20 protein-coding genes and 3 pseudogenes are annotated in these 22,332 nt (G+C 65.0%); 11 read left to right on the top strand and 12 right to left on the bottom strand.

What is annotated here, in order from left to right; all coding sequences use genetic code 11:
* Window positions 1-404 precede the first annotated feature (404 nt).
* From rpsT to mutM, 3 genes are all read right to left on the bottom strand, one after another.
* Window positions 405-674: a 30S ribosomal protein S20 gene (rpsT, locus tag AUC69_RS01565; protein ID WP_069440587.1), complete on the bottom strand. Its 270-nt coding sequence runs from the start codon at window positions 672-674 to the stop codon at window positions 405-407.
* Window positions 675-825: 151 nt separating this feature from the next.
* Window positions 826-1,644 carry an enoyl-CoA hydratase gene (locus AUC69_RS01560; protein WP_069440586.1) on the bottom strand — a complete coding sequence of 273 codons (819 nt, stop codon included), beginning with the start codon at window positions 1,642-1,644 and terminating at the stop codon, window positions 826-828.
* Between the two features lie 14 nt (window positions 1,645-1,658).
* The gene (mutM, locus tag AUC69_RS01555; RefSeq protein WP_069440585.1) at window positions 1,659-2,543 is read right to left on the bottom strand and encodes a bifunctional DNA-formamidopyrimidine glycosylase/DNA-(apurinic or apyrimidinic site) lyase; all 885 of its coding nucleotides are present in this window, start codon (window positions 2,541-2,543) and stop codon (window positions 1,659-1,661) included.
* 87 nt (window positions 2,544-2,630) lie between these two features.
* On the opposite strand from mutM, the gene AUC69_RS01550 reads away from it, so the two are divergent.
* From AUC69_RS01550 to AUC69_RS01530, 5 genes and pseudogenes are all read left to right on the top strand, one after another.
* The gene (locus tag AUC69_RS01550) at window positions 2,631-3,431 is read left to right on the top strand and encodes a class I SAM-dependent methyltransferase (protein ID WP_425283494.1); all 801 of its coding nucleotides are present in this window, start codon (window positions 2,631-2,633) and stop codon (window positions 3,429-3,431) included.
* Between the two features lie 14 nt (window positions 3,432-3,445).
* Window positions 3,446-5,003, top strand: a pseudogene (gene ubiB / locus AUC69_RS01545) (2-polyprenylphenol 6-hydroxylase).
* Window positions 5,004-5,083: 80 nt separating this feature from the next.
* On the top strand, window positions 5,084-6,349 hold the full coding sequence (gene coaBC / locus AUC69_RS01540; protein WP_069440584.1) for a bifunctional phosphopantothenoylcysteine decarboxylase/phosphopantothenate--cysteine ligase CoaBC: 1,266 nt from the start codon (window positions 5,084-5,086) through the stop codon (window positions 6,347-6,349).
* Window positions 6,346-6,795: a dUTP diphosphatase gene (gene dut, locus AUC69_RS01535; protein ID WP_069440583.1), complete on the top strand. Its 450-nt coding sequence runs from the start codon at window positions 6,346-6,348 to the stop codon at window positions 6,793-6,795. Before coaBC ends, dut begins: the two co-directional genes overlap by 4 nt.
* A 49-nt stretch (window positions 6,796-6,844) precedes the next feature.
* The gene (locus tag AUC69_RS01530; protein WP_069440582.1) at window positions 6,845-7,669 is read left to right on the top strand and encodes a HesA/MoeB/ThiF family protein; all 825 of its coding nucleotides are present in this window, start codon (window positions 6,845-6,847) and stop codon (window positions 7,667-7,669) included.
* Window positions 7,670-7,693: 24 nt separating this feature from the next.
* Here AUC69_RS01530 and AUC69_RS01525 read toward each other — a convergent pair whose 3' ends face one another.
* The gene (locus tag AUC69_RS01525) at window positions 7,694-8,020 is read right to left on the bottom strand and encodes a hypothetical protein (RefSeq protein WP_141700519.1); all 327 of its coding nucleotides are present in this window, start codon (window positions 8,018-8,020) and stop codon (window positions 7,694-7,696) included.
* A 123-nt stretch (window positions 8,021-8,143) separates the two neighbouring features.
* On the opposite strand from AUC69_RS01525, the gene AUC69_RS01520 reads away from it, so the two are divergent.
* Window positions 8,144-9,424: an FAD-dependent oxidoreductase gene (locus tag AUC69_RS01520; RefSeq protein WP_069440580.1), complete on the top strand. Its 1,281-nt coding sequence runs from the start codon at window positions 8,144-8,146 to the stop codon at window positions 9,422-9,424.
* A gap of 10 nt (window positions 9,425-9,434) precedes the next feature.
* On the opposite strand, the gene AUC69_RS01515 is transcribed toward AUC69_RS01520, so the two are convergent.
* Window positions 9,435-10,427 (bottom strand): 2-hydroxyacid dehydrogenase, encoded by a 993-nt coding sequence (locus AUC69_RS01515; RefSeq protein WP_069440579.1) that lies wholly within the window; start codon window positions 10,425-10,427, stop codon window positions 9,435-9,437.
* A gap of 215 nt (window positions 10,428-10,642) precedes the next feature.
* Here AUC69_RS01515 and AUC69_RS01510 point away from each other — a divergent pair, with 215 nt between their 5' ends.
* Window positions 10,643-11,182: an SH3 domain-containing protein gene (locus AUC69_RS01510; protein ID WP_193427387.1), complete on the top strand. Its 540-nt coding sequence runs from the start codon at window positions 10,643-10,645 to the stop codon at window positions 11,180-11,182.
* A gap of 35 nt (window positions 11,183-11,217) precedes the next feature.
* Here the strand turns inward: AUC69_RS01510 and irrA are convergent, their stop codons facing one another.
* Window positions 11,218-11,628 carry an iron response transcriptional regulator IrrA gene (gene irrA, locus AUC69_RS01505; RefSeq protein ID WP_069440700.1) on the bottom strand — a complete coding sequence of 137 codons (411 nt, stop codon included), beginning with the start codon at window positions 11,626-11,628 and terminating at the stop codon, window positions 11,218-11,220.
* A gap of 300 nt (window positions 11,629-11,928) precedes the next feature.
* Between irrA and fabA the strand changes: the two genes are divergently transcribed.
* The 4 genes from fabA (at window position 11,929) to AUC69_RS18855 (ending at window position 14,999) form a co-directional block, all read left to right on the top strand.
* Window positions 11,929-12,471 carry a 3-hydroxyacyl-[acyl-carrier-protein] dehydratase FabA gene (fabA, locus tag AUC69_RS01500; protein ID WP_069440578.1) on the top strand — a complete coding sequence of 181 codons (543 nt, stop codon included), beginning with the start codon at window positions 11,929-11,931 and terminating at the stop codon, window positions 12,469-12,471.
* Window positions 12,472-12,507: 36 nt separating this feature from the next.
* The gene (fabB, locus tag AUC69_RS01495) at window positions 12,508-13,728 is read left to right on the top strand and encodes a beta-ketoacyl-ACP synthase I (protein ID WP_069440577.1); all 1,221 of its coding nucleotides are present in this window, start codon (window positions 12,508-12,510) and stop codon (window positions 13,726-13,728) included.
* Window positions 13,729-13,814: 86 nt separating this feature from the next.
* Window positions 13,815-14,660, top strand: coding sequence for an enoyl-ACP reductase FabI (fabI, locus tag AUC69_RS01490; protein WP_244500034.1), 846 nt, complete (start codon window positions 13,815-13,817; stop codon window positions 14,658-14,660).
* A 213-nt stretch (window positions 14,661-14,873) separates the two neighbouring features.
* A complete protein-coding gene (locus AUC69_RS18855; RefSeq protein ID WP_280136607.1) occupies window positions 14,874-14,999 on the top strand; it encodes a hypothetical protein in 126 nt (41 codons plus the stop codon).
* An 89-nt stretch (window positions 15,000-15,088) separates the two neighbouring features.
* On the opposite strand, the gene pnp is transcribed toward AUC69_RS18855, so the two are convergent.
* The 6 genes and pseudogenes from pnp to AUC69_RS16790 all read right to left on the bottom strand — a co-directional run bounded on the left by pnp (window position 15,089) and on the right by AUC69_RS16790 (window position 22,312).
* On the bottom strand, window positions 15,089-17,209 hold the full coding sequence (gene pnp / locus AUC69_RS01485; RefSeq protein ID WP_069440699.1) for a polyribonucleotide nucleotidyltransferase: 2,121 nt from the start codon (window positions 17,207-17,209) through the stop codon (window positions 15,089-15,091).
* A 116-nt stretch (window positions 17,210-17,325) separates the two neighbouring features.
* Window positions 17,326-17,595, bottom strand: a complete 270-nt coding sequence (gene rpsO / locus AUC69_RS01480) for a 30S ribosomal protein S15 (RefSeq protein WP_069440575.1) — start codon at window positions 17,593-17,595, stop codon at window positions 17,326-17,328.
* A 182-nt stretch (window positions 17,596-17,777) separates the two neighbouring features.
* A pseudogene (gene truB, locus AUC69_RS01475) lies at window positions 17,778-18,697 on the bottom strand (tRNA pseudouridine(55) synthase TruB).
* Between the two features lie 24 nt (window positions 18,698-18,721).
* Window positions 18,722-19,117 carry a 30S ribosome-binding factor RbfA gene (gene rbfA / locus AUC69_RS01470; RefSeq protein WP_069440574.1) on the bottom strand — a complete coding sequence of 132 codons (396 nt, stop codon included), beginning with the start codon at window positions 19,115-19,117 and terminating at the stop codon, window positions 18,722-18,724.
* Between the two features lie 43 nt (window positions 19,118-19,160).
* A pseudogene (infB, locus tag AUC69_RS01465) lies at window positions 19,161-21,643 on the bottom strand (translation initiation factor IF-2).
* A 273-nt stretch (window positions 21,644-21,916) separates the two neighbouring features.
* On the bottom strand, window positions 21,917-22,312 hold the full coding sequence (locus AUC69_RS16790) for a DUF448 domain-containing protein (RefSeq protein ID WP_069440573.1): 396 nt from the start codon (window positions 22,310-22,312) through the stop codon (window positions 21,917-21,919).
* Window positions 22,313-22,332: the final 20 nt, after the last annotated feature.

The raw sequence follows: 22,332 nt of genomic DNA, 5'->3' as shown, positions 1-22,332 counted from the left end.
GTCCCGGGCGAACACCAAGGCCAAGATACTCAATTGTAAGGAGGGGACTTCCCCGTTCGGATGACTAGACTATACACACGCGAACCCCGCCGATCAAGCGACCGGGCAAGGTCACCACGCCCAGATGACCAGTAGGCGGAGCGGTTGGCCTGTCTCTCCAAGCCTCTGTGCAGCAAGCGTGAATCGACCAGGAGAAGCGGCGAAGAGCCCAGAAAGCTGGGGTTTCGGCGCCGGTTCGGGGCGAATTTTTTTTTTTCGAGGGGGGAGCCGGTGGATAAGACAGCGGGCGGCCGCGCCACCGGCCCGTTGTCAAGCGTTTGAAATATTCGTCAAATTGACATGTAGCGCGCGGAACTGTGCGCAAGCCCCGTGGCGCGGGGGCAACAGTCGTGTCTTTTCGGCGCCTAGGCGGTTTCCATCGCGCCGACGCGCTTGGCCAGGCGGGAGACCTTGCGAGAGGCGCTCTTACGGTGGAGCAGGCCCTTTTGCGCCGTGCGCACCATGAGCGGCTCGGCTTCCCTGAGCGCGGTCTGGGCGGCGTCCTTGTTGCCGGAGGCAATCGCCTCCTCGACCTTGCGCACGGAGCCGCGCATCTGGCTCCGCCGGTTCTTGTTGTCGGCGGTACGGCGGATGGTTTGGCGAACGGCTTTCTTCGCCGACTTAGTATTGGCCATTTCTAGGATCCTTGAGGGCGGCTTTCGGCCCGCGGAAGGGGGCGAAGGCACGATAGAAACACTGATTTAACGTGCTCTATAGCGAGCACCCCCAATAGCGTCAACTGGGCGCAAATCGGGGGCTGCCTCCCTCTATCCGCGAAACGAGCCTTTAGCGGTTCTTGAACTCTGGCTTCCGCTTGTCGATGAAGGCAGCCATGCCCTCCTTCTGGTCCTCCGTGGCGAACAGCGAGTAGAACTGGCCGCGCTCGAACCGGGTGCCTTCGGCCAGCGTCGTGGCGAAGCCGCGATTGATCGCCTCCTTGATCATCATCACCGCGTGCTGCGACAGGTTGGCGATCTTGTCGGCGACCTTCATGGCCTCCTCGAGAAGCTCGTCCGCCGGCACAATGCGGCTCACCAGATTGGCGCGCTCCGCTTCCTCAGCTTCCATCATGCGACCCGTGAGGCAGAGCTCCATGGCCTTCGCCTTGCCGACCGCGCGGGTCAGACGCTGGGTGCCGCCAGCCCCCGGCATGATGCCGAGATTGATCTCCGGCTGACCGAACACGGCGTTGTCGGCGGCCAAGATGATGTCGCACGACATGGCGAGCTCGCAGCCGCCGCCGAGCGCGTAGCCGCCCACCGCGGCGATGATCGGCTTGCGGATGTTGCCGATCTTATCGAACGGCGCCAGGAAGTCGCTGCCGTAGGCCTCCACGAAGGTTTTGGTGTGCATCTCCTTGATGTCGACGCCGGCGGCAAATGCCTTCTCGTTGCCGGTGATGACGATGGCGCCGATACCTGGGTCCGTCTCGAAGCCCTTCAGCGCGCGGTTCAACTCACTGATGAGAAGCGTGTTGAGCGCGTTCAGGGCGTGCGGCCGGTTGAGCGTGATCAGCCCGACTTTGCCCTGCCGCGTGACCAGCAGCGTTTCGTATGGGTTTTCCTCGGGCACCTGTTCGCCCTTTGCGATCTCTTCCACAAACATGAGTGTCAGTTCCCTTATCTCTGGCAGGTTGGACAGTAGAAGGTCGAGCGGCCGCTCTGGACGATGCGCCGGACGACGCCGTTGCATCCCGTCCTTCGGCAGGGTTTCCCCTCGCGGCCATAGACCTTGAAGCGATGTTGAAAGCGGCCGAGCCGTCCGTCCGTGTGGCGATAGTCGCGCAACGACGACCCGCCGGCCTTGATGGCGCTTGTCAGCACCGTCTTGATCCCGTCAACGAGCGTTTCCGTTTTTTTTGTTGGCTTGCCGGATTTGGTGGCGAGTGTTCCGGCGAGTTTCAGCGGCGAGATGCCGGCGCGGTGCAGCGCCTCGCAAGCATAGATGTTGCCGAGCCCGGCGATCAGCCGTTGATCGAGGAGGGCGGCCTTGATGGACGTGGCCTTGCCCTTGAGCTTCGATGCGAACCACGCGGGCGTGAAGTCATCGCCCAGCGGCTCGACGCCGAGACCTTTGAACAGGGCGTGACCGTCGAGCATGGCCCCCGGGATCAAGTCCATGATCCCGAAGCGCCGCGTGTCGCTGTAGCGCACCGCCGTGCCGTCGCCGAGATGGAACACGATGTGCTCATGCTTTGGTGTGGCTTTCGGGCGATGCGCAAAACGGCCGGGCGCGGCCGCGTCACCGTTCGCCTTGTCGATGGCGAACCGCCCGGTCATGCCGAGATGCATGACCAGCACCTCGCCGTCGTCTAGCCGCGCCAGCAGATATTTGGCGCGCCGGTCGAGCGCCTCGACCGTGCGGCCTTCCAGGCGCGCGCCGAACTCCGGGGGCAGCGGAAAGCGCAAGTCGGGCCGCCGCTGCTCGACGCGCGCGAAGGCGTTGCCCACCAAAATGGGTTCCAGACCCCGGCGCACGGTCTCGACCTCAGGCAGTTCCGGCATGGCGTCCCTGCATAGTGCAGTGCAGAAAAAATCTCATTGCACTGCAACAATAGCGTGATCTCGGGCCTTACGCTATTGTCCGTTCGCATGACCGAGGACCTGAAAAACCGCGATTCCACCGCCGGGACGGGAGCTGAGACGAGTTTTGGCTTCTCCCGCGTGGCCGAAAACGACCGGCAGCGCCTGGTGAACGAGGTGTTTGCCAAGGTGGCGCGCCGCTACGACCTGATGAACGACCTTATGTCGGGGGGTATGCATCGCCTGTGGAAAGCCGACCTGCTGACGGCCCTGGCGCCGCCGAAAAGCGCCACGCCCTTCGCTCTTTTGGACGTGGCCGGGGGCACGGGGGACATCGCCTTCCGCTTCCTGAAGCAGGTGGGCTCGGGCGCAGCGCGGTCTGCGACATCAGCAATGAGATGCTCGAGGCCGGCCGGGCGCGCGCCGTGGCGAAGGACGCCGGGCCCGCTCGACTTCGTCCAAGGCAACGCCGAAGCGCTGCCCTTCCCGAGCGCCCGCTTCGACGCCTATACGATCGCCTTCGGCATCCGCAACGTCACCCATATCGACAAGGCGCTGAGCGAGGCCTATCGCGTGCTCAAGCCCGGCGGACGGTTTCTCTGCTTGGAATTCTCGAGCGTGGAGATGCCGCTGCTCGACACGCTCTACGACGCCTACTCCTTCAATGCGATCCCGCGGCTGGGCGGTCTTGTCGCCGGTGACGCCGAGGCCTATCGCTATCTCGTGGAAAGCATCCGGCGCTTTCCTGATCAGGAAAGCTTCACCCGTTTGATTCAAGATGCGGGCTTCGAGCGGGTGAGCTATCGAAACCTGACCGGCGGCATCGCGCCATCCATTCCGGCTGGCGGATTTAGTGAGGCAGTAAGGTGAACGCCATCGCCAACATGGCGCGGCTGACAAAGGCCGGCGCAACGCTTGCGTGGAGCGGCGCCCGCGTGCTGCCCGACCATGCCAACCTGCCGGGCCCGCTCCGTCTGTTCGCCCGCGCCACCGCGCCCTTGCGCAAGAACGGCGCGGACGCGGGCAATCAGGCGCGGCTCTCCGCGGCGCTCACCGCGCTCGGCCCGTCTTACATCAAGCTCGGTCAGTTCCTCGCCACCCGCGACGACATCATCGGCCGCGAGCTGGCGCGCGATCTCTCCAGCCTTCAGGACCGCTTGCCGCCCTTCTCGCAAGACGAGGCGGTGAAGGCCGTGGAGGCGGCGCTCGAAGCGCCCATCGGCACGCTCTTCGCCGAGTTCGGTCCACCCGTGGCGGCGGCCTCCATCGCCCAAGTCCACAAGGCCAAGGTCAAGACGCCGGACGCTCGCTGAAAGACGTCGCCGTGAAGGTGCTGCGCCCCGGCATCGAGCAGCGCTTTCAGAAAGACCTCGACTCATATGTGTTGGCCGCGCGCATGATCGAGCGCTTCCATCCGCCCTCGCGGCGCCTAAAACCCCTTGCCGTCGTCGACACGCTGGCGAAGTCCGTCGCCATCGAGATGGATCTGCGCATGGAAGCGGCCGCCATCTCGGAGATGGCCGACAACATCAAGGACGACGAAGGCTTCCGCGTGCCTACGGTGGATTGGACACGCAGCGCACGGCGCGTGCTGACCTTGGAGTGGATCGACGGCGTCCCCATCGGCGATCTCGATAAGTTGCGCGCCGCCGGCCACGACCTGAAAGTGCTCGGCCGGACTCTGGTGCAGACTTTCCTGCGCCACGCCATGCGCGACGGCTTCTTCCACGCCGATATGCATCAGGGCAATCTATTCGTCGACGCCAAAGGCGACATCGTCGCCGTGGACTTCGGCATCATGGGCCTCTCAGCATGAAGGAGCGGCGCTTCCTGGCCGAGATCCTCTACGGCTTCATCACCCGCGACTATACCCGCGTTGCCGAGGTGCATTTCGAGGCGGGCTATGTGCCGCGCAAACATTCGGTGGCGCAATTCGCCCAAGCCTTGCGCGCTATCGGCGAGCCGATCATGGACCGGCCGGCAAGCGAGATCTCCATGGCCCAGCTCCTGGGCCAGCTCTTCCAATATACCGAAGTGTTCGACATGGAGACCCGGCCCGAGCTGATCCTCCTGCAAAAGACCATGGTGGTGGTCGAGGGCGTGGGCCGCAGCCTCGATCCGGCCCTCAATATCTGGGTGGTGGCCGAGCCCGTCGCCAAGGAGTGGCTGGAAAGCCAGCTCGGCGCCGGCGCGCGGCTCGAGCAGGCGGCCGAGAGCGCGGTTTCCGTCGGCCGCTTCGTCGGCGACATCCCGAAGCTGTTGATGCAGGCCGAGCGCGCCGCCGACGCCTTCGCCGACATGGCCGAGCAGGGCTTGCGCCTCGATACGAACAGCGTGGAGCGTTTGGCGCAAGCGCAGACCCGCCAGGACCGGGCGGGCCGCATCGGCATCTGGGTGGGCGCGATCGCGCTGGTGGCCATCGCGCTTGCGCTCTTGTTTTGATTTTTGGTCATTAACCCCAACATGGTAGTCATGGCCGGGCGTTTCCCGACAGACGGGATTTGATCTACTCCTAACCGTGGATGCCCTGCGCGAGGCCGGGCGTGACGAGGAACGAGGATAGAGTGCAAGGAAAGCGCATCCTGCTCATCGTCGGCGGCGGCATCGCCGCCTATAAGAGCCTGGAGCTCGTGCGCCGCTTGAAGGAGCGGGGCGCGTCGGTGCGCGTCATCTTGACGAAGGGCGGCGCGGAGTTCGTGACGCCGCTCTCCTTCTCCGTGCTGTCCGAGGACAAGACCTTCACCGATCTGTTCGACCTCAAGGACGAAGCCGAGATCGGCCATATCCGGCTGTCGCGCGAAGCCGATCTTGTCGTCGTCGCGCCGGCGACCGCCGATCTTCTCGCCAAGATGGCGACGGGTACCGCGTCCGACCTCGCCTCCACCGTTCTGCTCGCCACGGACAAGCGCGTGGCTGTGGCGCCCGCGATGAATGTCCGCATGTGGCAGCATCCCGCCTGCCGCCGCAACGTCGCCACGCTGCGCGAAGACGGCATCATTTTCATTGGCCCGGACGAGGGCGAGATGGCCTGCGGCGAATATGGTCCGGGCCGCATGGCCGAGCCGGCGGCCATCGCCAATGCCATCGAGCGCCTCCTTGCACAGCAACAACCGGGCCCGCTCTCAGGGCGCCACGTATTGATCACCTCGGGTCCCACTCATGAGCCGCTGGACCCGGTGCGCTATATCGCCAACCGCTCCTCGGGCAAGCAGGGCCACGCGCTGGCTCGCGCCGCGCAAGCGCTCGGCGCGCATGTGACGCTGGTGTCCGGTCCCGTGACGCTGCCCGATCCCGGCGGCGTCACCCTGATCAAGGTCGAGACGGCGCAGGAGATGCTGGACGCGGTGCTCGATGCGCTTCCCGCCGACATGGCCATTTGCGCCGCCGCCGTCGCTGACTGGCGGGCAGCAACCGAAGCCGCGCAGAAGCTGAAGAAGGAAGACGGCGGCAACGACGTGTCGCTGAGCCTCGAGCAAAACCCGGACATCCTGGCGACGATTGCCATTCCGGGGCCGCAGCGTCCGGACCTTGTCATCGGCTTTGCCGCCGAGACCGAGAACGTCGTCGACAACGCGAAGGCCAAGCGCCGCGCCAAGGGCGCCGATTGGATCGTCGCCAACGATGTGTCGCATGGCACCGGCATCATGGGCGGCGACGCCACGCGCGTGCATCTCGTGACCGGCGCCGGCATCGAGGACTGGCCGTCCATGAGCAAGGACGACATGGCCGCGCGGCTCCTTGCCCGCGCCGCCGAGGCGTTGCCCAATCTGCGCTCGGCCGCCGAATGAGCGTTCAGGTTCGGATCAAGCAGCTTCCTCACGGCGAGGGGCTGCCGCTTCCCGCGTATCAATCGGCTCATGCTGCGGGTCTCGATCTCGTCGCCGCCGTACCCGAGGACGGCACGATCACGCTTCATCCAAGTTGCCGCGTGCTTGTCCCCACGGGTCTCGTGTTCGCGCTGCCGCAAGGCTACGAGGCGCAGGTGCGGCCGCGCTCCGGCCTGGCGCTGAAGCACGGCATCACCGTACTCAACAGCCCCGGCACCATCGACTCCGACTATCGCGGCGAGGTCATGGTGATCCTCATCAATCTCGGTAGCGAAGCCTTCCTCATTCAGCGCGGCGACCGCATCGCCCAAGCCGTCATCGCGCCGGTCACCCATGTGGAGATCGTGCCGGCGGAGAGCCTGGAAGACACCGGCCGCGGCGAGGGCGGCTTCGGCTCCACCGGCTAGCGCGACCCTCCTGGCAGCGCGCGCCTGGAAGGCATAGGTTGGGGCCATCATGCTCACCCCTGACGAGATCGAACGCTACAAGCGGCATCTGGTGCTGAAGGAGATCGGTGGCGAAGGCCAGCAGCGCCTGAAGGCCGCGCGCGTGCTCGTGGTCGGCGCCGGCGGTCTCGGCTCGCCGCTGCTTCTGTATCTCGCCGCGGCCGGCGTTGGTACCATCGGCATCATCGACGACGACCGCGTGAGCCTCGACAATCTCCAGCGCCAGATCGCCCACGACTCGGGGTCGGTCGGCCGCGCCAAGACGAGGAGCGCCGCGGCCACGCTCGAGCGCCTCAACCCCCATGTGAAGACCAAGCTCTATACGACGCGGCTGGTGCCGGAGAACGCACTCGACATCGTTCGTGGCTTCGACATCGTCGCCGACGGTTCCGACAATTTCGCCACGCGCTATCTCATCAACGATGCGTGCTATTTCGCCAAGCTGCCCTTGGTGTTCGCCGCCGTCGGCCCCTTCGACGGCCAGCTCACCACCTTCCGCGCCTTCGAGACGGATGCGGAGGGCAAGCCGCGCCCGTCGTACCGCTGTTTGTTTCCGCAAAGCCCGCCCGCCGGCACCGTGCCGCCCTGCTCGGAAGCCGGCATTCTCGGCGCGGTCGCCGGCGTCATGGGCTGCCTCCAGGCGGTCGAGGTGGTGAAGGAGCTTTTGGGCATCGGCGAGGGGCTGGTGGGGCGGCTCATGCTCTACGATGCCCTCCAGGCCAGGTTCTCGACCGTGGCCTATACCTGGGACCCGGAAAACCCCCTGAACGGCAGAAATCCGCGTTTCCGCGACCTCAGTCACCACCGCAAGGCAGCGGCTGAGGCTACGGAGTGAGCGGAGCCGCGGTCCCCGAAAGCGTCAACGGCGGGCGCCCGAGGAATCGTACGGGCAAACGTCGTTGGCGGGACAATTGGTGCCGTCAAGCAACCGCCTCCTATTGTACCACTGCCCCGTCCTGGGATCGAAATGGTGCCAATGGCAGTCCGGGTAGGCGCCGGGCGCCGCGTGCCTGAGACAGTTCTGGTGCATACCCCCTTTGCCCTCGTGCACCTTCTCGGCCCTGGAGCGGGGCGCCGCGCTGAGGTCTTCAAGGCCGGAGACGAGGATTCCGGCGGAGCTTTCCGTCACGCCGAGAAACAGCGCAGCGCCACCTACGACGCACGCCAATACCCGAGTGCGAGTCATGATCGATCTCCGTTAGGTCCGGGGCGTCAGCCGTCTGACGCCTACACTTCTTCCCACGCTCAATGAGATGGCGAGTTAGGACGGCGCGCCTTGATCCGGCGCAACAACCCCCCGGGAACCTGAATGGAAAAGGCGCGCGTTAACCAAATTCCGGTACCAAGACACCATGCGTCCGAGACCATCACGACCAATTGCGCGATCGCCGGCGGCGGCCCGGCGGGCGTCATGCTCGGCTTTCTCCTGGCGCGGGCCGGCGTCGATGTGGTCGTGCTCGAGAAGCACGAGGACTTCTTTCGCGACTTCCGCGGCGACACCATTCATCCCTCGACGCTCGAGCTCATGTATGAACTCGGCCTGATCGACGAGTTCCTCAAGCGGCCGCACCAAGAGGTACGCCAGCTCGGGGCGCAGATCGGCGATGATCTGGTGCAGATCGCCGACTTCTCGCACCTGCCGACCCACTGCAAATTCCTCGCCTTCATGCCGCAATGGCACTTCCTCAACTTCCTTGCCGAGGCGGGAAAGCGCTACCCAACATTTCATCTGCGCATGCGGGCGGAGGTGGACGAGCTCCTGAAGGACGGCGACCGCATCGTTGGCCTCAAGGCGGCGACCCCGCAAGGCGATCTCGAGGTCCGCGCCGAGCTTGTGGTCGGCACCGACGGCCGCCATTCCACCGTGCGCAAGCTCGCCGGCTTCGAGGTCGAGGATCGCGGCGCGCCGATGGACGTGCTGTGGCTGCGCCTGTCCCGGCATCCAAGCGACGGATCCGACAGCCTCGGCCGCATCGAGCCGGGCCGCTTCTTCATCATGATCGACCGCGGCGACTATTGGCAGTGCGCCTTCGTCATCCCCAAAGGCGGCTTCAACGAACTGCGCCGCAAAGGGCTTGAGGCCTTCCGCCTGGCAATTGCCGCGCTGAACCCCAAATTGTCCGACCGGGTGCGCGAGATCGGCTCTTGGGATGACGTGAAGCTGCTCACCGTGGCGGTCGATCGGTTGAAGCGCTGGTACCGTCCGGGGCTGCTTTGCATCGGCGATGCGGCCCACGCCATGTCTCCCATCGGCGGCGTCGGCATCAATCTCGCCGTTCAGGACGCGGTCGCCACCGCCAATATCCTCGCCGGCCCGCTGCGCGAGGGGAAAGTGACCGAGGACGACTTGCGCAAGGTGCAGAAGCGGCGGCAATGGCCGACCGAGATGACCCAGGCGCTCCAGATCTTCGTCCAGAACCGGGTCGTCTCCAACGTGCTCACCATGAGGGCGCGGCCGAAGCCGCCATTCGTCGCCAAGATGCTGAACCGCTTTCCGTGGCTTAGGCGCTTGCCGGCACGCCTCATCGGCATGGGCTTCCGGCCCGAGCACGTGAGGACGCCCGAGGCCTCCCCCGCCGCGGCCGAGTAGCCGCGGTCTCCTAGAACATCGCGGGGTGGACGCGGTCCGGCGGCGCGTGGCCGTCGAGGAAGGTCTTGATGTTGATGATGACCTTCTCGCCCATGTCGACGCGGCCTTCGAGCGTCGCCGAGCCCATATGCGGCAGCACCACGACCTTATCGTTGCGCAGCAGCTTCGGATTCACCGCCGGCTCATGCTCGAATACGTCGAGGCCGGCGCCGGCCAGCTCGTTGTTCTCGATCATGCGGGCCAGCGCGTTCTCGTCGATCACTTCGCCGCGCGCCGTATTGACGATATAGGCCGACGGCTTCAGCAGCGCGAGGCGCCGGGCTGACAGCAGGTGATAGGTCGCCGGCGTATGCGGGCAGTTGATGGAAATGATGTCCATGCGCGCCAGCATCTGGTCGAGGCTGTCCCAATAGGTCGCCTCGAGCGCATGCTCGATGTCGGGCTGGACGCGGCGGCGGTTGTGATAATGGATCTGGAGGCCGAACGCCTTGGCGCGCCGCGCCACCGCCTGGCCGATCCGTCCCATGCCGACGATGCCGAGTCGCTTGCCGTAGATGCGGTGGCCGAGCATCCAGGTGGGCGACCAGCCTTGCCAGTCGCCGGTGTCGGCCCGAAGCAGCGCCGCACCTTCGGTGAGACGCCGCGGCACGGACAGGATCAGCGCCATGGTCATGTCGGCGGTGTCCTCGGTCAGCACGCCCGGCGTGTTGGTGACGAGGATGGACCGGTTCCGCGCTGTATCCAGATCGATATTGTCGACGCCGGTGCCGAACTGGGCGATCAGCTTGAGATCGGGTCCCGCTTGGCTGAGCACGGCCCGGTCGATGCGGTCGGTGACCGTCGGCACGAGCACATTCGCCGTCTTCACGGCCTCGATCAGCTCTTCCCGCGAAAACGGCTTGTCTTCTATGTTGAGGCGCGCGTCGAACAGCTCTCTGAGCCGTGTTTCCACGACGTCGGGGAGCTTACGGGTGACGATAACGAGCGGACGATCAGAAGACATAACTTTTCCCGTCAGGAGGCTAGCGGCGGCGGGGGAGGATCCCCCTGGGTAATTGCCAGGTGCTTGATTTGCGCGCTTTGTCTAACAGAAGGGGCTTCGCGAGATAAAGCGTCATATTGGCTTAGGGCCCCGAAAAAGCGCGGAGCCACGATCCTTTCACTTTTCTCGGCCATTGAAGGACCATCGATTCGGGGGGGCAATATGGGGGTGAGACGTTGCGCTATCGTGTCTTGATCGGGTTGGGGCTGGCCCTGGGCCTCGCCTTGGCCGGAAGTGCCAAGAGCGCCGCCGAGGACAGCGTCAAGCAACCTCCCGCCAATGGGTCCACCGGCCTGGCCGTGCCGCGCTTCGTCAGCCTCAAATCAGACAAGGTCAATGTGCGCCGGGGACCGAGCACCGACCAGGCCATCGTCTGGGTCTTCTCGCGGGCGGGCCTGCCGGTCGAGATCGTCGCCGAGTCGGAGAATTGGCGCCGCGTGCGCGACAGCGAGGGGTCCGAGGGCTGGGTATTCCATAGCCTCTTGAGCGGGCGGCGCACGGTGCTCATCAGCCCTTGGGCCAAGGGCCAGGAGAGCGTCCCGCTGCATGACAGCGCGTCCACGGGCTCTCGCGCTGTCGCCGAGCTTCAGGCCGGCGTGCTCGGCAACGTGGTCGAATGCGACGGCGAGTGGTGCGAACTCACCGTCGGCGACTATTCGGGCTATGTGGAGCAGAACAAGCTCTGGGGGGTCTACCGCGGCGAAGCGATCGAGTAGTAGCCAGCCTTGACGAAGCCTAGCGGCCCAAGAGCCTAGCTGCCGGCCTTCTTGACCAGCCGCACGAGCACGTCGACACGGGAGATCGCCATGCCTTCGGGCGCCTCGGGCAGCCCGTCGATACGGATGTCACCGGTCGAGATGTCTAGGAGTCGGCCGGAGCGCTCGCAGAAGAAGTGGTAGTGGTTCGACGTATTGGTGTCGAAATAGGTCTTGGCGCCTTCAACCGCGACCTCCCGGAGAAGCCCCGCCTGCGTGAACTGGTGCAGCGTGTTGTAGACGGTGGCCAGCGATACCGGCACCCTGGAGGCCAAGGCCTCCTCGTGCAGCCGCTCGGCCGTGACATGCCGGTCGCCCTCGGCAAACAGCAGACGCGCCAGCGCGACCCGCTGACGTGTTGGCCGTAGGCCAGCGCCGCGCAGCAGTCCGGCGACGTTTCCGGTCATGGTTTCGGCCTCATGGGGCCCTTGGGGCAACTTTTCCATCTGATCTTTTCGCTTATAGATTTGCTCGACGAATATAGGGGGTAGGGGCGTCCGCCGCAACGTTGTGGTTTGGCTGACTTTTTGCCGCGTTAGCCCGGGTCGGGCGGGCGGTCGTGAGGCGGGTTGCGGCTGGCGAGTCATACACTTGGCTTGCACTTGGCTGGGTCCCGACCGGAGCCTCCCCGGGCTTTTGGTGGGGCTTCGACTGTGTTAGGAAACCAGCCGATATTGAGGATCGAAGTGAACGAAGGACGTAACAGAGTGCAGAAACCGACGACCGAACGGCGGGGCCAATTCGACTATGAGGATTTGCTTGCCTGCGCCCGGGGCGAGTTGTTCGGCCCCGGCAATGCTCAATTGCCCCTGCCGCCCATGCTCATGTTCGACCGCATCTCCCATGTCGAGGAAGACGGCGGCGAGCACGGTCACGGCCGGATTGTGGCCGAGTTCGACGTGAAGCCCGACCTCTGGTTCTTCGACTGCCACTTCAAGGGCGACCCGGTGATGCCCGGGTGCCTCGGCCTCGACGCCCTCTGGCAGATGCTCGGTTTCTTCCTCGGCTGGCTCGGCGCCCCCGGCAAGGGCCGCGCGCTTGGCGTCGGCGAGGTGAAATTTTCCGGCATGGTGCTGCCCACCATGCGTAAGGTCGAATACATCGTTGAGCTGCGGCGCGTCATCCGCCGCAAATTTACCCTCGGCACCGGCGATGGTTGGGTCAAGGCCGACGGCGAGACGATCTACACGGCCAAGGACCTGAGGGTCGGCCTGTTCCAAGCGGACGAAGCCGCACCTGCTGGTGCTTGATCTTTTTGCGGCACTGATTTCAAGGACGTTGACCCCATGAAACGCGTGGTCGTGACCGGCATGGGCATCGTGTCCTCCATCGGCAACAGCGCCCAGGAGGTGCTGGCATCGCTGCGCGAGGCGAAGTCCGGCCTAGTCAAGGCCGAGACCTATGCGGAGCTCGGCTTCCGCTGTCAGGTTCATGGCGCGCCCAAGCTCGACTGGGAGGAGATGATCGACCGCAAGGTCCGTCGCTTTATGGGCGCCGGCGCCGGGTGGAACTACATTGCCATGGAGCAGGCGATCCGCGATGCGGGCCTCGAGGAGAAGGACATCTCCAACGAGCGCACCGGCCTGATCATGGGCTCCGGCGGCCCCTCGACCCGGGCCATCGTCCAGGCGGCCGACACCACGCGCGAGAAGGGTCCGAAAAAGGTCGGGCCCTTCGAGGTGCCGAAATCGATGTCGTCCACCAATTCGGCCACCCTATCGACGCCCTACCACATCAAGGGCGTGAGCTATTCCATCTCGTCGGCCTGCTCCACGTCCGCCCATTGCATCGGCAATGCGAGCGAGCTGATCCAGCTCGGCAAGCAGGACATCGTGTTCGCCGGCGGCGGCGAGGAGCTCGACTGGACCTTGTCCGTCCTATTCGACGCCATGAACGCCATGTCGTCCGACTTCAACGATCAGCCCGAGAAGGCGAGCCGCGCCTACGACACCGCCCGCGACGGCTTCGTCATTGCCGGCGGCGCCGGCGTCGTGGTGCTCGAGGAGCTGGAGCACGCCAAGGCGCGTGGTGCCCATATCTATGCGGAGTTGGTGGGCTACGGCGCCACGTCGGACGGCTTCGACATGGTGCTGCCGTCGGGCGAGGGCGCGGTGCGTTGCATGCGCATGGCCATGCAGAACCTGAACGGTGACAAGATCGACTACATCAATCCGCATGCGACCTCGACGCCGCAGGGCGATATACGCGAGATCGAGGCGATCCGGGAAGTATTCGGTGACGACTGCCCGCCCATCAGCGCTACCAAGTCGCTCACCGGCCACTCGCTGGGCGCCGCTGGCGTGCATGAGGCGATCTACTCGCTGCTGATGATGCATAACGGCTTCGTCTGCGAGTCCGCCAATATCGAGAATCTCGATCCGGAGGTCGCCGATATGCCCATCGCGCTAAAGCGGCAGGACAATGTCGCCATTAACACCGTGATGTCGAACAGCTTTGGATTTGGCGGCACCAACGCCACACTCGTATTCCGTCGTTTGGATAACTGAGGAACGGGGAACCCGGCGGAAATTAACCCCTAAGCAGAGTAAGTACCATGGCACCAACAAGAGACATCGCTGAGGCAGGACCGCTGATGGCGGGAAAGCGGGGCCTGGTGATGGGCGTCGCCAACGATCGCTCCATCGCCTGGGGCATCGCCCGCGTGCTGCACGGCCAAGGCGCCGAGCTTGCCTTCAGCTATCAGGGCGGCGCATTCGGCCGTCGCGCCGTGCCTTTGGCTGAGTCCATCGGCGCCAAGATCATCGAAGAGGTCGACGTTGAGGATCTCGCGAGCGTCGAGCGAATGTTCGACGTGATCCGGAAAGAGTGGGGTTCTCTGGATTTCGTCGTGCACGCGCTGGCCTTCTCGGATCGTAACGAGCTCAAGGGCCGCTACTGCGACACGACCCGCAAGAATTTCGAGCACACCATGGTGATCTCCTGCTTCTCGTTCACGGAGATCTGCAAGCTCGCCACCGACATGATGAGCGAAGGCGGCTCGCTGCTGACCCTGACCTATGGCGGCGCGACCAGGGTGGTGCCTTGCTACAACGTCATGGGCGTGGCCAAGGCGGCGCTCGAGACCAGCGTCAAATATCTGGCGTCCGATTTCGGCCCGCGCGGCATCCGGGTGAACGCCCTGTCAGCCGGGCCGATGCGCACGCTGGCCGGTGCCGGCATCTCGGATGCGCGCACGCTGCTCCATTATCAGCAGCGCCATGCGCCCATGCGCCGCTCGCCGAAGCTGGACGAGGTCGGCGGTGCCGCGCTCTATCTGCTGTCGGACCTGTCCGGCGCGGTCACCGGCGAGGTCCATTTCGTGGATTGCGGCTACTCGACCACCTTCATGCCCGACCTGCAGTCGCTCAAGGCGATGGAGCGGGCCGAAGAACTTGAGAATGCTGTCGACAAAGTGACCCCGCGTGAGGCGGCGCAGTAGTAAGGACAAGGCGCCCGCCATATTGACACGGGCCGACGGGCTTACGATCTAGGCCCCCATAAGAAGGATCCTGTCCGCGTATGGACGCCCGGATGGCGTCGGACAGCAAGTAAAAGGAGGACGCATGGCCGAGCTCATTGTGATGGTATGTCTCCTGGCCACGCCGGAGAAGTGCGAGGAATACAAGGTTCCCGGTGCGGCGCCGGCGACGTCGTGTCCTGCATCAGGACCGGCGGCGAGAAGGCCGACGAGTGGCAGAAGGCCAACAACAAATACTTCGTCATCGGCTGGCGTTGCGCCAAAGACTCCAAGGCGCCCGAAGCCCCCTCCGCGCAATAGCGGGGGGCGACAAACCGCCTATCGGCACAAAAAGATCGGGGCGCCGAAGCGCCCCTTTCTCATCGTTTGCGATGTAAGCTCCGCGAGTTCTAGCTCGCTTCGGCTTTCTCGATCTCCTTGCCGGTCTTCTGATCGACGACCTTCATCGACAGCCTGACCTTGCCGCGATCGTCGAAGCCGAGCAACTTCACCCATACCTGGTCGCCTTCCTTGACGACTTCGGCGACGGAAGCGGGACGCCCTTCAGCGAGTTGCGAGATATGCACGAGGCCGTCCTTGGGACCGAAGAAGTTCACGAACGCGCCGAACTCCATGACCTTCACGACCTTGCCCTGGTAGATCTCGCCGACCTCGGGCTCGGCGGTGATGCCCTTGATGCGGGCCATCGCCGCGCGGATCGATTCCGCGTTCGACGATGCAATCTTGACCGTGCCGTCGTCGGAGATGTCGATCTTGGCACCGGACTCCGCGACGATCTCACGGATCACCGAACCGCCGGAGCCGATCACTTCGCGGATCTTGTCGACCGGAATGTGGATGGTCTCGATGCGCGGCGCGTATTCGCCGAGCTCCGGACGGGCGGTGTTGAGCGCCTTGTCCATCTCGGCGAGGATATGGTGGCGGCCGCCGCGCGCCTGATCGAGCGCGACCTTCATGATCTCCTCGGTGATGCCGGTGATCTTGATGTCCATCTGCAGGGAGGTGATGCCCTCGGACGTACCGGCAACCTTGAAGTCCATGTCGCCGAGATGATCCTCGTCGCCGAGAATGTCCGACAGGACGGCGAAGCGCTCGCCTTCCTTGATCAGGCCCATGGCGATACCGGCGACCGGCTTCTTGAGCGGAATGCCCGCATCCATCATGGCGAGCGAGGAGGCGCACACCGTGGCCATTGAGGAGGAGCCGTTCGACTCCGTGATCTCGGAAACCAGACGGATGGTGTAGGGGAACTGCTCATGGTCGGGCAGCACCGGATGAATGGCGCGCCAAGCCAGCTTGCCATGGCCAATTTCGCGCCGTCCCGGACCTGTCATGCGGCCAACTTCGCCGACCGAGAAGGGCGGGAAGTTGTAATGCAGCATGAAGGACTCTTTGTAGGTGCCCTGGAGCGCGTCGACGAACTGCTCGTCCTCGCCAGTGCCGAGCGTGGCGACGGTGAGCGACTGCGTCTCGCCGCGCGTGAACAGCGCGCTACCATGGGTGCGGGGCAGTATGCCGACCTCGCACACGATCGGGCGGACCGTTGACAGGTCGCGGCCGTCGATGCGCCGGGACGTGTCGAGAATGCCCGAGCGCACGAGGTTCTTCTCGGCCTCTTTGAAGGCAGCGGACACGTTTGATGCCAGGGTCGCGTCGGCGTCCTCGGGCACGAGCGCGGCGATGACCGTCTCCTTGACCTTGGCGATGCCGTCGCGGCGCTCCTGCTTGCTGGCGATGGAGTAGGCGTCGCGCAGGCCGGCTTCGGCAAGCGCGCCGACCTTGGCCACGAGCTCCGAATTGTCGATCTTCTTGAGCGCCCAGGGCTCCTTGGCAGCCTTCTCGGCGAGCTTGACGATGGCGTCGAGCACCGGCTGGAACTGCTGATGGCCGAACATCACGGCGCCAAGCATGATGTCCTCGTCAAGCTCCTTGGCCTCCGATTCCACCATCAGCACGGCGTCCGCCGTGCCCGCGACCACGAGATCGAGCGCCGTCTCGGGCATCTCGTCGATCATCGGGTTGAGCACATACTTGCCTTCGATATAGCCGACGCGCGCGGCACCGATCGGCCCCAGGAAGGGAATGCCGGAAAGGGTCAGCGCGGCGGAGGCGGCAACCAAGGCCAGAATGTCGGGATCGTTTTCCATGTCGTGCGACAGCACGGTGGTGATGACTTGCGTCTCGTTCTTGAAGCCCTTGGCGAACAGCGGACGGATCGGCCGGTCGATCAGGCGCGAGGTCAGCGTATCCTTCTCGGTCGGACGCCCCTCGCGCTTGAAGAAGCCACCCGGGATCTTACCCGCGGCGAAGGTCTTCTCCTGGTAGTTCACGGTCAGAGGGAAGAAGTCGATGCCGACCCTCTCCTCCTTGGCGGCAACGACGGTGGCGAGAACGGATGTCTCGCCATAGGTGGCCAGCACGGCGCCGTCGGCCTGGCGGGCGATCCTGCCAGTCTCCAGCGTCAGGGGGCGGCCGCCCCATTCGATTTCTACGGTGTGTTTTTCAAACATGTTCATGTCCCATTGTGTGGGGAAAGATAAGGCGGTCCCAACGCCCGGTGGCGCGGGGACTGGCCCGTTCAAATGCAAAAGCTCAAACCAAAAACGCCTTCGCGAAAGCGAAGACGTTACCGGCGGATGCCGAGCCGATTGATGAGCTTTTGATACCTGTCCTGGTCTGACGACTTGACATAGTCGAGCAGCCGGCGCCGCTGGCTGACCATTTTCAGCAGGCCGCGACGCGAATGATTGTCTTTACCGTGCGTCTTGAAATGCTCGGTGAGATTGGTGATCCGCTCGGTCAGGATGGCAACCTGGACCTCGGGAGATCCCGTATCGCCTGATTTGGTCGCATATTCCTGGATGAGCTCTTGCTTACGCTCAGCGCTAACCGACATCGTAAAATCCTTGCTGTTAGGGGTTTTCAGGGCCGGGCCGGGATGTCGTCCAGCACGGTCAGCTCAAAATATGCGCAATCGGGCCGCCAAAGCAGCCTCCCGCGCAACCGCTGCAATATAGGGATAATCGTGCCCGAGACCAGCGGAATCTCTGGCTCCCTAGAGCCGGAGAAGAGGCCCCTCTAGCCCGGCAAATTGAAGATTCGCCGGGGCTTGAACTCGCCCTGGCTCACCTCTCCCAGCGCCACCAGCGCCCCTTTTGAGGTCGCATAGACCGTCCCGGTCATGATCGGGGCATCCCGGCCGCGCAGAAGCACGGCCTGGCCCTGCCGGAGCCGGGCCGCATCGGCGCTGCTCAGATTGAGGGACGGGACATCCTGGAGACCCGTCTCCACCGGCCGCAAGAGGCTGAATAGGGCGTCCGGGCCTTGCGCGCCGGCCTCCTCGATCCGGTCGAGGGGCAGGGCGTCCGCCTCGCTGAAAGTGCCCACCCGGGTCCGCCGCAAGGCCTCCACATGGCCAAAGCAGCCCAGCGCCCGGCCGAGGTCGCGGGCGATCGACCGCACATAGGTGCCTTTGCCGCACTCGGCCTCGATCACGCAAATGTCCCGGTCTGGACATTCCATCAGCTCGAGCGCTCGATGGTCACGACCCGGGGCGCCAGCTCGAACGCCTCCTCGTCGCGGGCCAGGTCGTAGGCCCGCGCGCCGTCCACCTTGAGCGCCGAATAGCGCGGCGGCATCTGGGAAATTTCGCCGGTGAATTGGGGAAGCGCCGCCTCGATCTCTGCGCGCGAGGGCCGCCGGTCGCTCGTCTCCGTCACCGTGCCTTCGGCGTCGTCGGTGTCGGTCTCCGCGCCGAAGCGCACGGTAAAGCGGTAGGCCTTGGTCCCGTCGACCACGAACGGCACGGTCTTGGTCGCCTCGCCGAAAGCGATGGGCAAGATGCCCGTAGCCAGCGGATCGAGGGTGCCGGCATGGCCTGCCTTATTGGCGTCGTAGAGACGTTTCACCCGTCCAACCGCCTTGGTCGAGGTCAGGCCTTGCGGCTTGTCGAGGATAAGCCAGCCGTTGACCGATTGGCCCTTTCGCCGCCGCGCCATGGTGGTTTGCTCCGGATTCGGCCGCTAGTCGTCGAGGTCGCGGGCGACCTGCGGCGAGGCGAGCAACTCGTCGATGCGGGAGGACGCTTCGAACGAGACGTCCACCCGGAACCGAAGTTCCGGCATGAATTTGAGGTTCACCCGCTTGGCCATCTCGCCGCGCAGGAAGCGCTTATGCTTCTCGAGATGAGCCACCACCTCTTCCGCCTCGCCGCCGCCGAGCGGCATCACATAGGCCGTGGCGAGCTTGAGGTCGGGCGTCATGCGGACTTCCGGCACGGTGAGCGAGTGCTTGCTGACCACCTCGTCCATGACCTCGCCGCGCGTGAAAATCTCGGCCAGCGCGTGCCGGATCAGCTCGCCCACCTTCAATTGGCGCTGGCTTGGCGCTCTGGAGGCTTTTGATTTCGCCCGCGTCATGCTCGCTCTCTTTCTGGCGTGAGGCCGATGCGGCCGTAGCTGCCTAGAGCGTGCGCTGAACGTGCTCGACTTCGAAGCACTCGATGACGTCGCCCTGGCGCATGTCCTGGTAGCCTCGAGGCCATGCCGCATTCCTGGCCGGACACCACCTCTTTCACCTCGTCCTTGAAGCGCTTCAGAGTGGAGAGCTTGCCTTCGTGCACCACGACGTTGTCGCGGATCAGCCGGACATGGGCGCCACGCTCGACCTTGCCTTCGGTGACGCGGCAGCCGGCCACCTTGCCGACCTTGGAGATGGTGAACACCTCCAGGATTTCGGCATTGCCGAGGAAGGTTTCGCGCCTGGTCGGCGCCAGCAGGCCGGACATGGCCTGTTTGATGTCGTCGACCAGGTCGTAAATCACCGCGTATTGGCGAATCTCGACGCCGTCCCGCTCGGCCGCTTCCCGGGCCTGCGCGTTGGCGCGCACATTGAAGGCCAGCAAGACCGCGCCCGACGTTGCCGCCAGCGACACGTCCGATTCGGTGATGCCGCCGCGCCGGCGTGCACGACGCGGGCCCGGACCTCATCGGTGCCGAGTGCGGCAAGCGCCGAGGTGATGGCCTCGACCGAGCCCTGCACGTCACCCTTGATCACGAGCGTGAATTCCTTGACGCCGGTTTCCTTCAACTGGCTCATCATCTGCTCGAGGCTGCCGCGCTGGCCGGCCACCGCCAGCCGCTTGCGCCGCTCGCGCATGCGATAGTCGGTGATCTCGCGGGCACGCGCCTCGCTCTCGACCACGGCGAACTGGTCGCCGGCTTCGGGCGCCGAGTCGAATCCCAGCACCTCGACCGGCACCGACGGACCGGCCTCTTTGACTTGATCGCCGAGGTCGTGATCAGCGCGCGGACGCGGCCATAGGCCGAACCCGCCACGATCAGATCGCCGAGCCGGAGCGTGCCGCGCTGCACGAGCGCCGTGCCCACCGGGCCGCGCCCGCGCTCGAGCTTGGCCTCGACGATGACGCCTTCGGCGTCCCGTTCGGGATTAGCCTTGAGTTCCAACACTTCCGCCTGCAGGGCGATGGCTTCGAGCAGCTTGTCGAGACCCGTCTTCTTGAGCGCCGAAACCTCGATCTCGAGCGTGTCACCGCCCAGGCTCTCCACCACGATCTCGTGGCTGAGCAACTCGGTGCGCACGCGCTTCGGATCGGCGCCTTGCTTATCGATTTTGTTGATGGCGACGATCATGGGCACGCGCGCGGCCTTGGCGTGATTGATCGCCTCGATCGTCTGCGGCTTCACGCCGTCGTCGGCAGCCACCACCAGGATGACGATGTCGGTGACCTTGGCGCCACGCTGCCGCATGGCGGTGAACGCCTCATGGCCAGGGGTGTCGATGAAGGTGATCTTCTGGCCCGACGGCACTTCGACCTGATAGGCGCCGATATGCTGGGTGATGCCGCCAGCCTCCTGGGAAACCACATTTGCCAGGCGAATGGCGTCGAGCAGCGACGTCTTGCCGTGGTCGACATGGCCCATGATGGTGACGATCGGCGCTCGCGGCTGAAGATCCTCGTCTTCGTCCTTGGCCCCGATGAAGCCTTCTTCGACATCGGCCTCCGAGACGCGGCGCACTGTATGTCCGAAATCCTCGGCGATGAGCTGCGCGGTATCGGAGTCGATGACGTCGGTGATCTTGTGCATGGCGCCGTCTTTCATCAGGAACTTGATGACGTCGACGCCGCGCTCGGCCATGCGGTTGGCGAGCTCTTGGATGGTGATGACCTCGGGGATCACCACCTCGCGTTGGATCTTCTGAGTGGATTGCGGGCCGGTGCCCTGCTTCTTCTGGCGCTCGCGGTGACGCTTGAGCGAGGCCAAGCTCCGCTGGCGCTGCTCCTCGTCGAGCGCGTTGGTGATGGTGAGGCGGCCGCGGACGCGCCGCTCCTCGTTGCGGCGGGGCGCGGGCGTGCCCTTCTTGTGGCGGGCGTCAGGCGTGCGTGACGGGGCTTCCTCGGTTTCTTGCTTGAGGTGCTTGCTGCGCGGCGGCTCCTCAGCCTTCGGCTTCGCCTGTTCCTCGGCTGCCTTGTTCGCCTCTTCCTCGAGCTTGCGCGCCTCGGCTTCCTTGGCCTCCTTGGCGCGCTGCACTTCGGCGAGGGCCTCCTGCGCGGCCATCTCCTTGGCCCGCTCGGTCTCTTCGGCTTGGCGCACCTTCGAATCGGCGAGCGCCTTGGCGCGGGCGCCCTTCTCGTCCTCGGAAAGCTGGCGCAAGACCACGCCCGGACGGCGCGGCTGAGCGGCGGGCGTGGGTTTGGGCTTCGGCGCGGCAGGGGCCGCTTCCGCCGGCTTGGCTTTGGCCTCTTCGGCGGGTGCCGCGGGCGCCGAGCCGATCGAGCGGCGCTTTTTCTTCTCGACCACGACGGACTTGCTGCGCCCATGGCTGAAGCTCTGGCGCACATGGCCGGACTCCACCGTCCGGCGCACGTTGAGCGTCATTTTGCGCCCGCCAGTCTTGCCTTCAGTCTCGTTGGTCTCACTCATTCTTCGTCCGTATCCGATCCGTTCTGGTCCGCAAATGCGGAACTACCCCTGCGGTAGCGCTCACGCGCGAGGCTGCCGCGAGAAACTTTCGAGCCGCTCCGCCCTGGATTAGGGCAGCATGTATCACATTTGTCCTGCCCGATGCCAAACTCAATTCATCCGCGCTAAATGCGCAGACCGACGGGATTCCAACGCCGCCCGTGGCGCCGCGTGCCTTACCGTCAAGTTTCCGGCAACCATCTTCGGCGGCGTCGCGTGCGTGAATCAGCGCGATCACGCGGCCCTTGGCCAAGCTTCCTCGACATTCGAGTAGCCGAACACGACCCCGCCGGCCTTGTTGGCCATGGCCAGAGCGCCCGCGGCCGCCTCTGCGAGAAGCCGGTCGACCCGGTCCGCAAGCTCTGGCGGCGCCTTGGCTTCCGCCTTCAGCGCCCGGCCGAAGGCCTTGCGCTTGACCGCCTCGGCGACCGTATCATGGGCCGCCGTGAGCCAGACCCCGCGGCCCGGCAGCTTCTCTTTCAAGTCCGGGACGATCGAGCCGTCGGGCCCGAGCACGAAGCGTAGAAGGGCGTCTTTAGGCCGATGGGCGCGCGTGACGGCGCAGCGGCGAACGGCATCCGCCGTCTGCCCATGCTGGGTCTCGTCTTGCTTGGCCGCTTCTAGCCGCAACGCTTCTGTCTCCTAGCCGG

It is taken from the genome of Methyloceanibacter superfactus (assembly GCF_001723305.1).
Lineage (GTDB): Bacteria > Pseudomonadota > Alphaproteobacteria > Rhizobiales > Methyloligellaceae > Methyloceanibacter > Methyloceanibacter superfactus.
The sequence above is the reverse complement of the archived record's forward strand: the minus strand, read 5'-3'. Positions and strand labels throughout refer to the sequence as shown.

Bases quoted from the DNA above. Each gene is read 5' to 3' on its own strand.
- AUC69_RS01530 (WP_069440582.1), top strand. From the start codon at position 6,845: ATGCTCACCCCTGACGAGATCGAACGCTACAAGCGGCATCTGGTGCTG.
- AUC69_RS01550 (WP_425283494.1), top strand. From the start codon at position 2,631: ATGACCGAGGACCTGAAAAACCGCGATTCCACCGCCGGGACGGGAGCT.
- pnp (WP_069440699.1), bottom strand. From the start codon at position 17,209: ATGTTTGAAAAACACACCGTAGAAATCGAATGGGGCGGCCGCCCCCTG.
- rpsT (WP_069440587.1), bottom strand. From the start codon at position 674: ATGGCCAATACTAAGTCGGCGAAGAAAGCCGTTCGCCAAACCATCCGC.
- fabI (WP_244500034.1), top strand. From the start codon at position 13,815: ATGGCGGGAAAGCGGGGCCTGGTGATGGGCGTCGCCAACGATCGCTCC.
- rbfA (WP_069440574.1), bottom strand. From the start codon at position 19,117: ATGACGCGGGCGAAATCAAAAGCCTCCAGAGCGCCAAGCCAGCGCCAA.
- AUC69_RS01525 (WP_141700519.1), bottom strand. From the start codon at position 8,020: ATGACTCGCACTCGGGTATTGGCGTGCGTCGTAGGTGGCGCTGCGCTG.
- dut (WP_069440583.1), top strand. From the start codon at position 6,346: ATGAGCGTTCAGGTTCGGATCAAGCAGCTTCCTCACGGCGAGGGGCTG.
- AUC69_RS01560 (WP_069440586.1), bottom strand. From the start codon at position 1,644: ATGTTTGTGGAAGAGATCGCAAAGGGCGAACAGGTGCCCGAGGAAAAC.
- coaBC (WP_069440584.1), top strand. From the start codon at position 5,084: ATGCCCTGCGCGAGGCCGGGCGTGACGAGGAACGAGGATAGAGTGCAA.
- fabB (WP_069440577.1), top strand. From the start codon at position 12,508: ATGAAACGCGTGGTCGTGACCGGCATGGGCATCGTGTCCTCCATCGGC.
- rpsO (WP_069440575.1), bottom strand. From the start codon at position 17,595: ATGTCGGTTAGCGCTGAGCGTAAGCAAGAGCTCATCCAGGAATATGCG.
- irrA (WP_069440700.1), bottom strand. From the start codon at position 11,628: ATGACCGGAAACGTCGCCGGACTGCTGCGCGGCGCTGGCCTACGGCCA.
- AUC69_RS01520 (WP_069440580.1), top strand. From the start codon at position 8,144: ATGGAAAAGGCGCGCGTTAACCAAATTCCGGTACCAAGACACCATGCG.
- mutM (WP_069440585.1), bottom strand. From the start codon at position 2,543: ATGCCGGAACTGCCTGAGGTCGAGACCGTGCGCCGGGGTCTGGAACCC.
- AUC69_RS01515 (WP_069440579.1), bottom strand. From the start codon at position 10,427: ATGTCTTCTGATCGTCCGCTCGTTATCGTCACCCGTAAGCTCCCCGAC.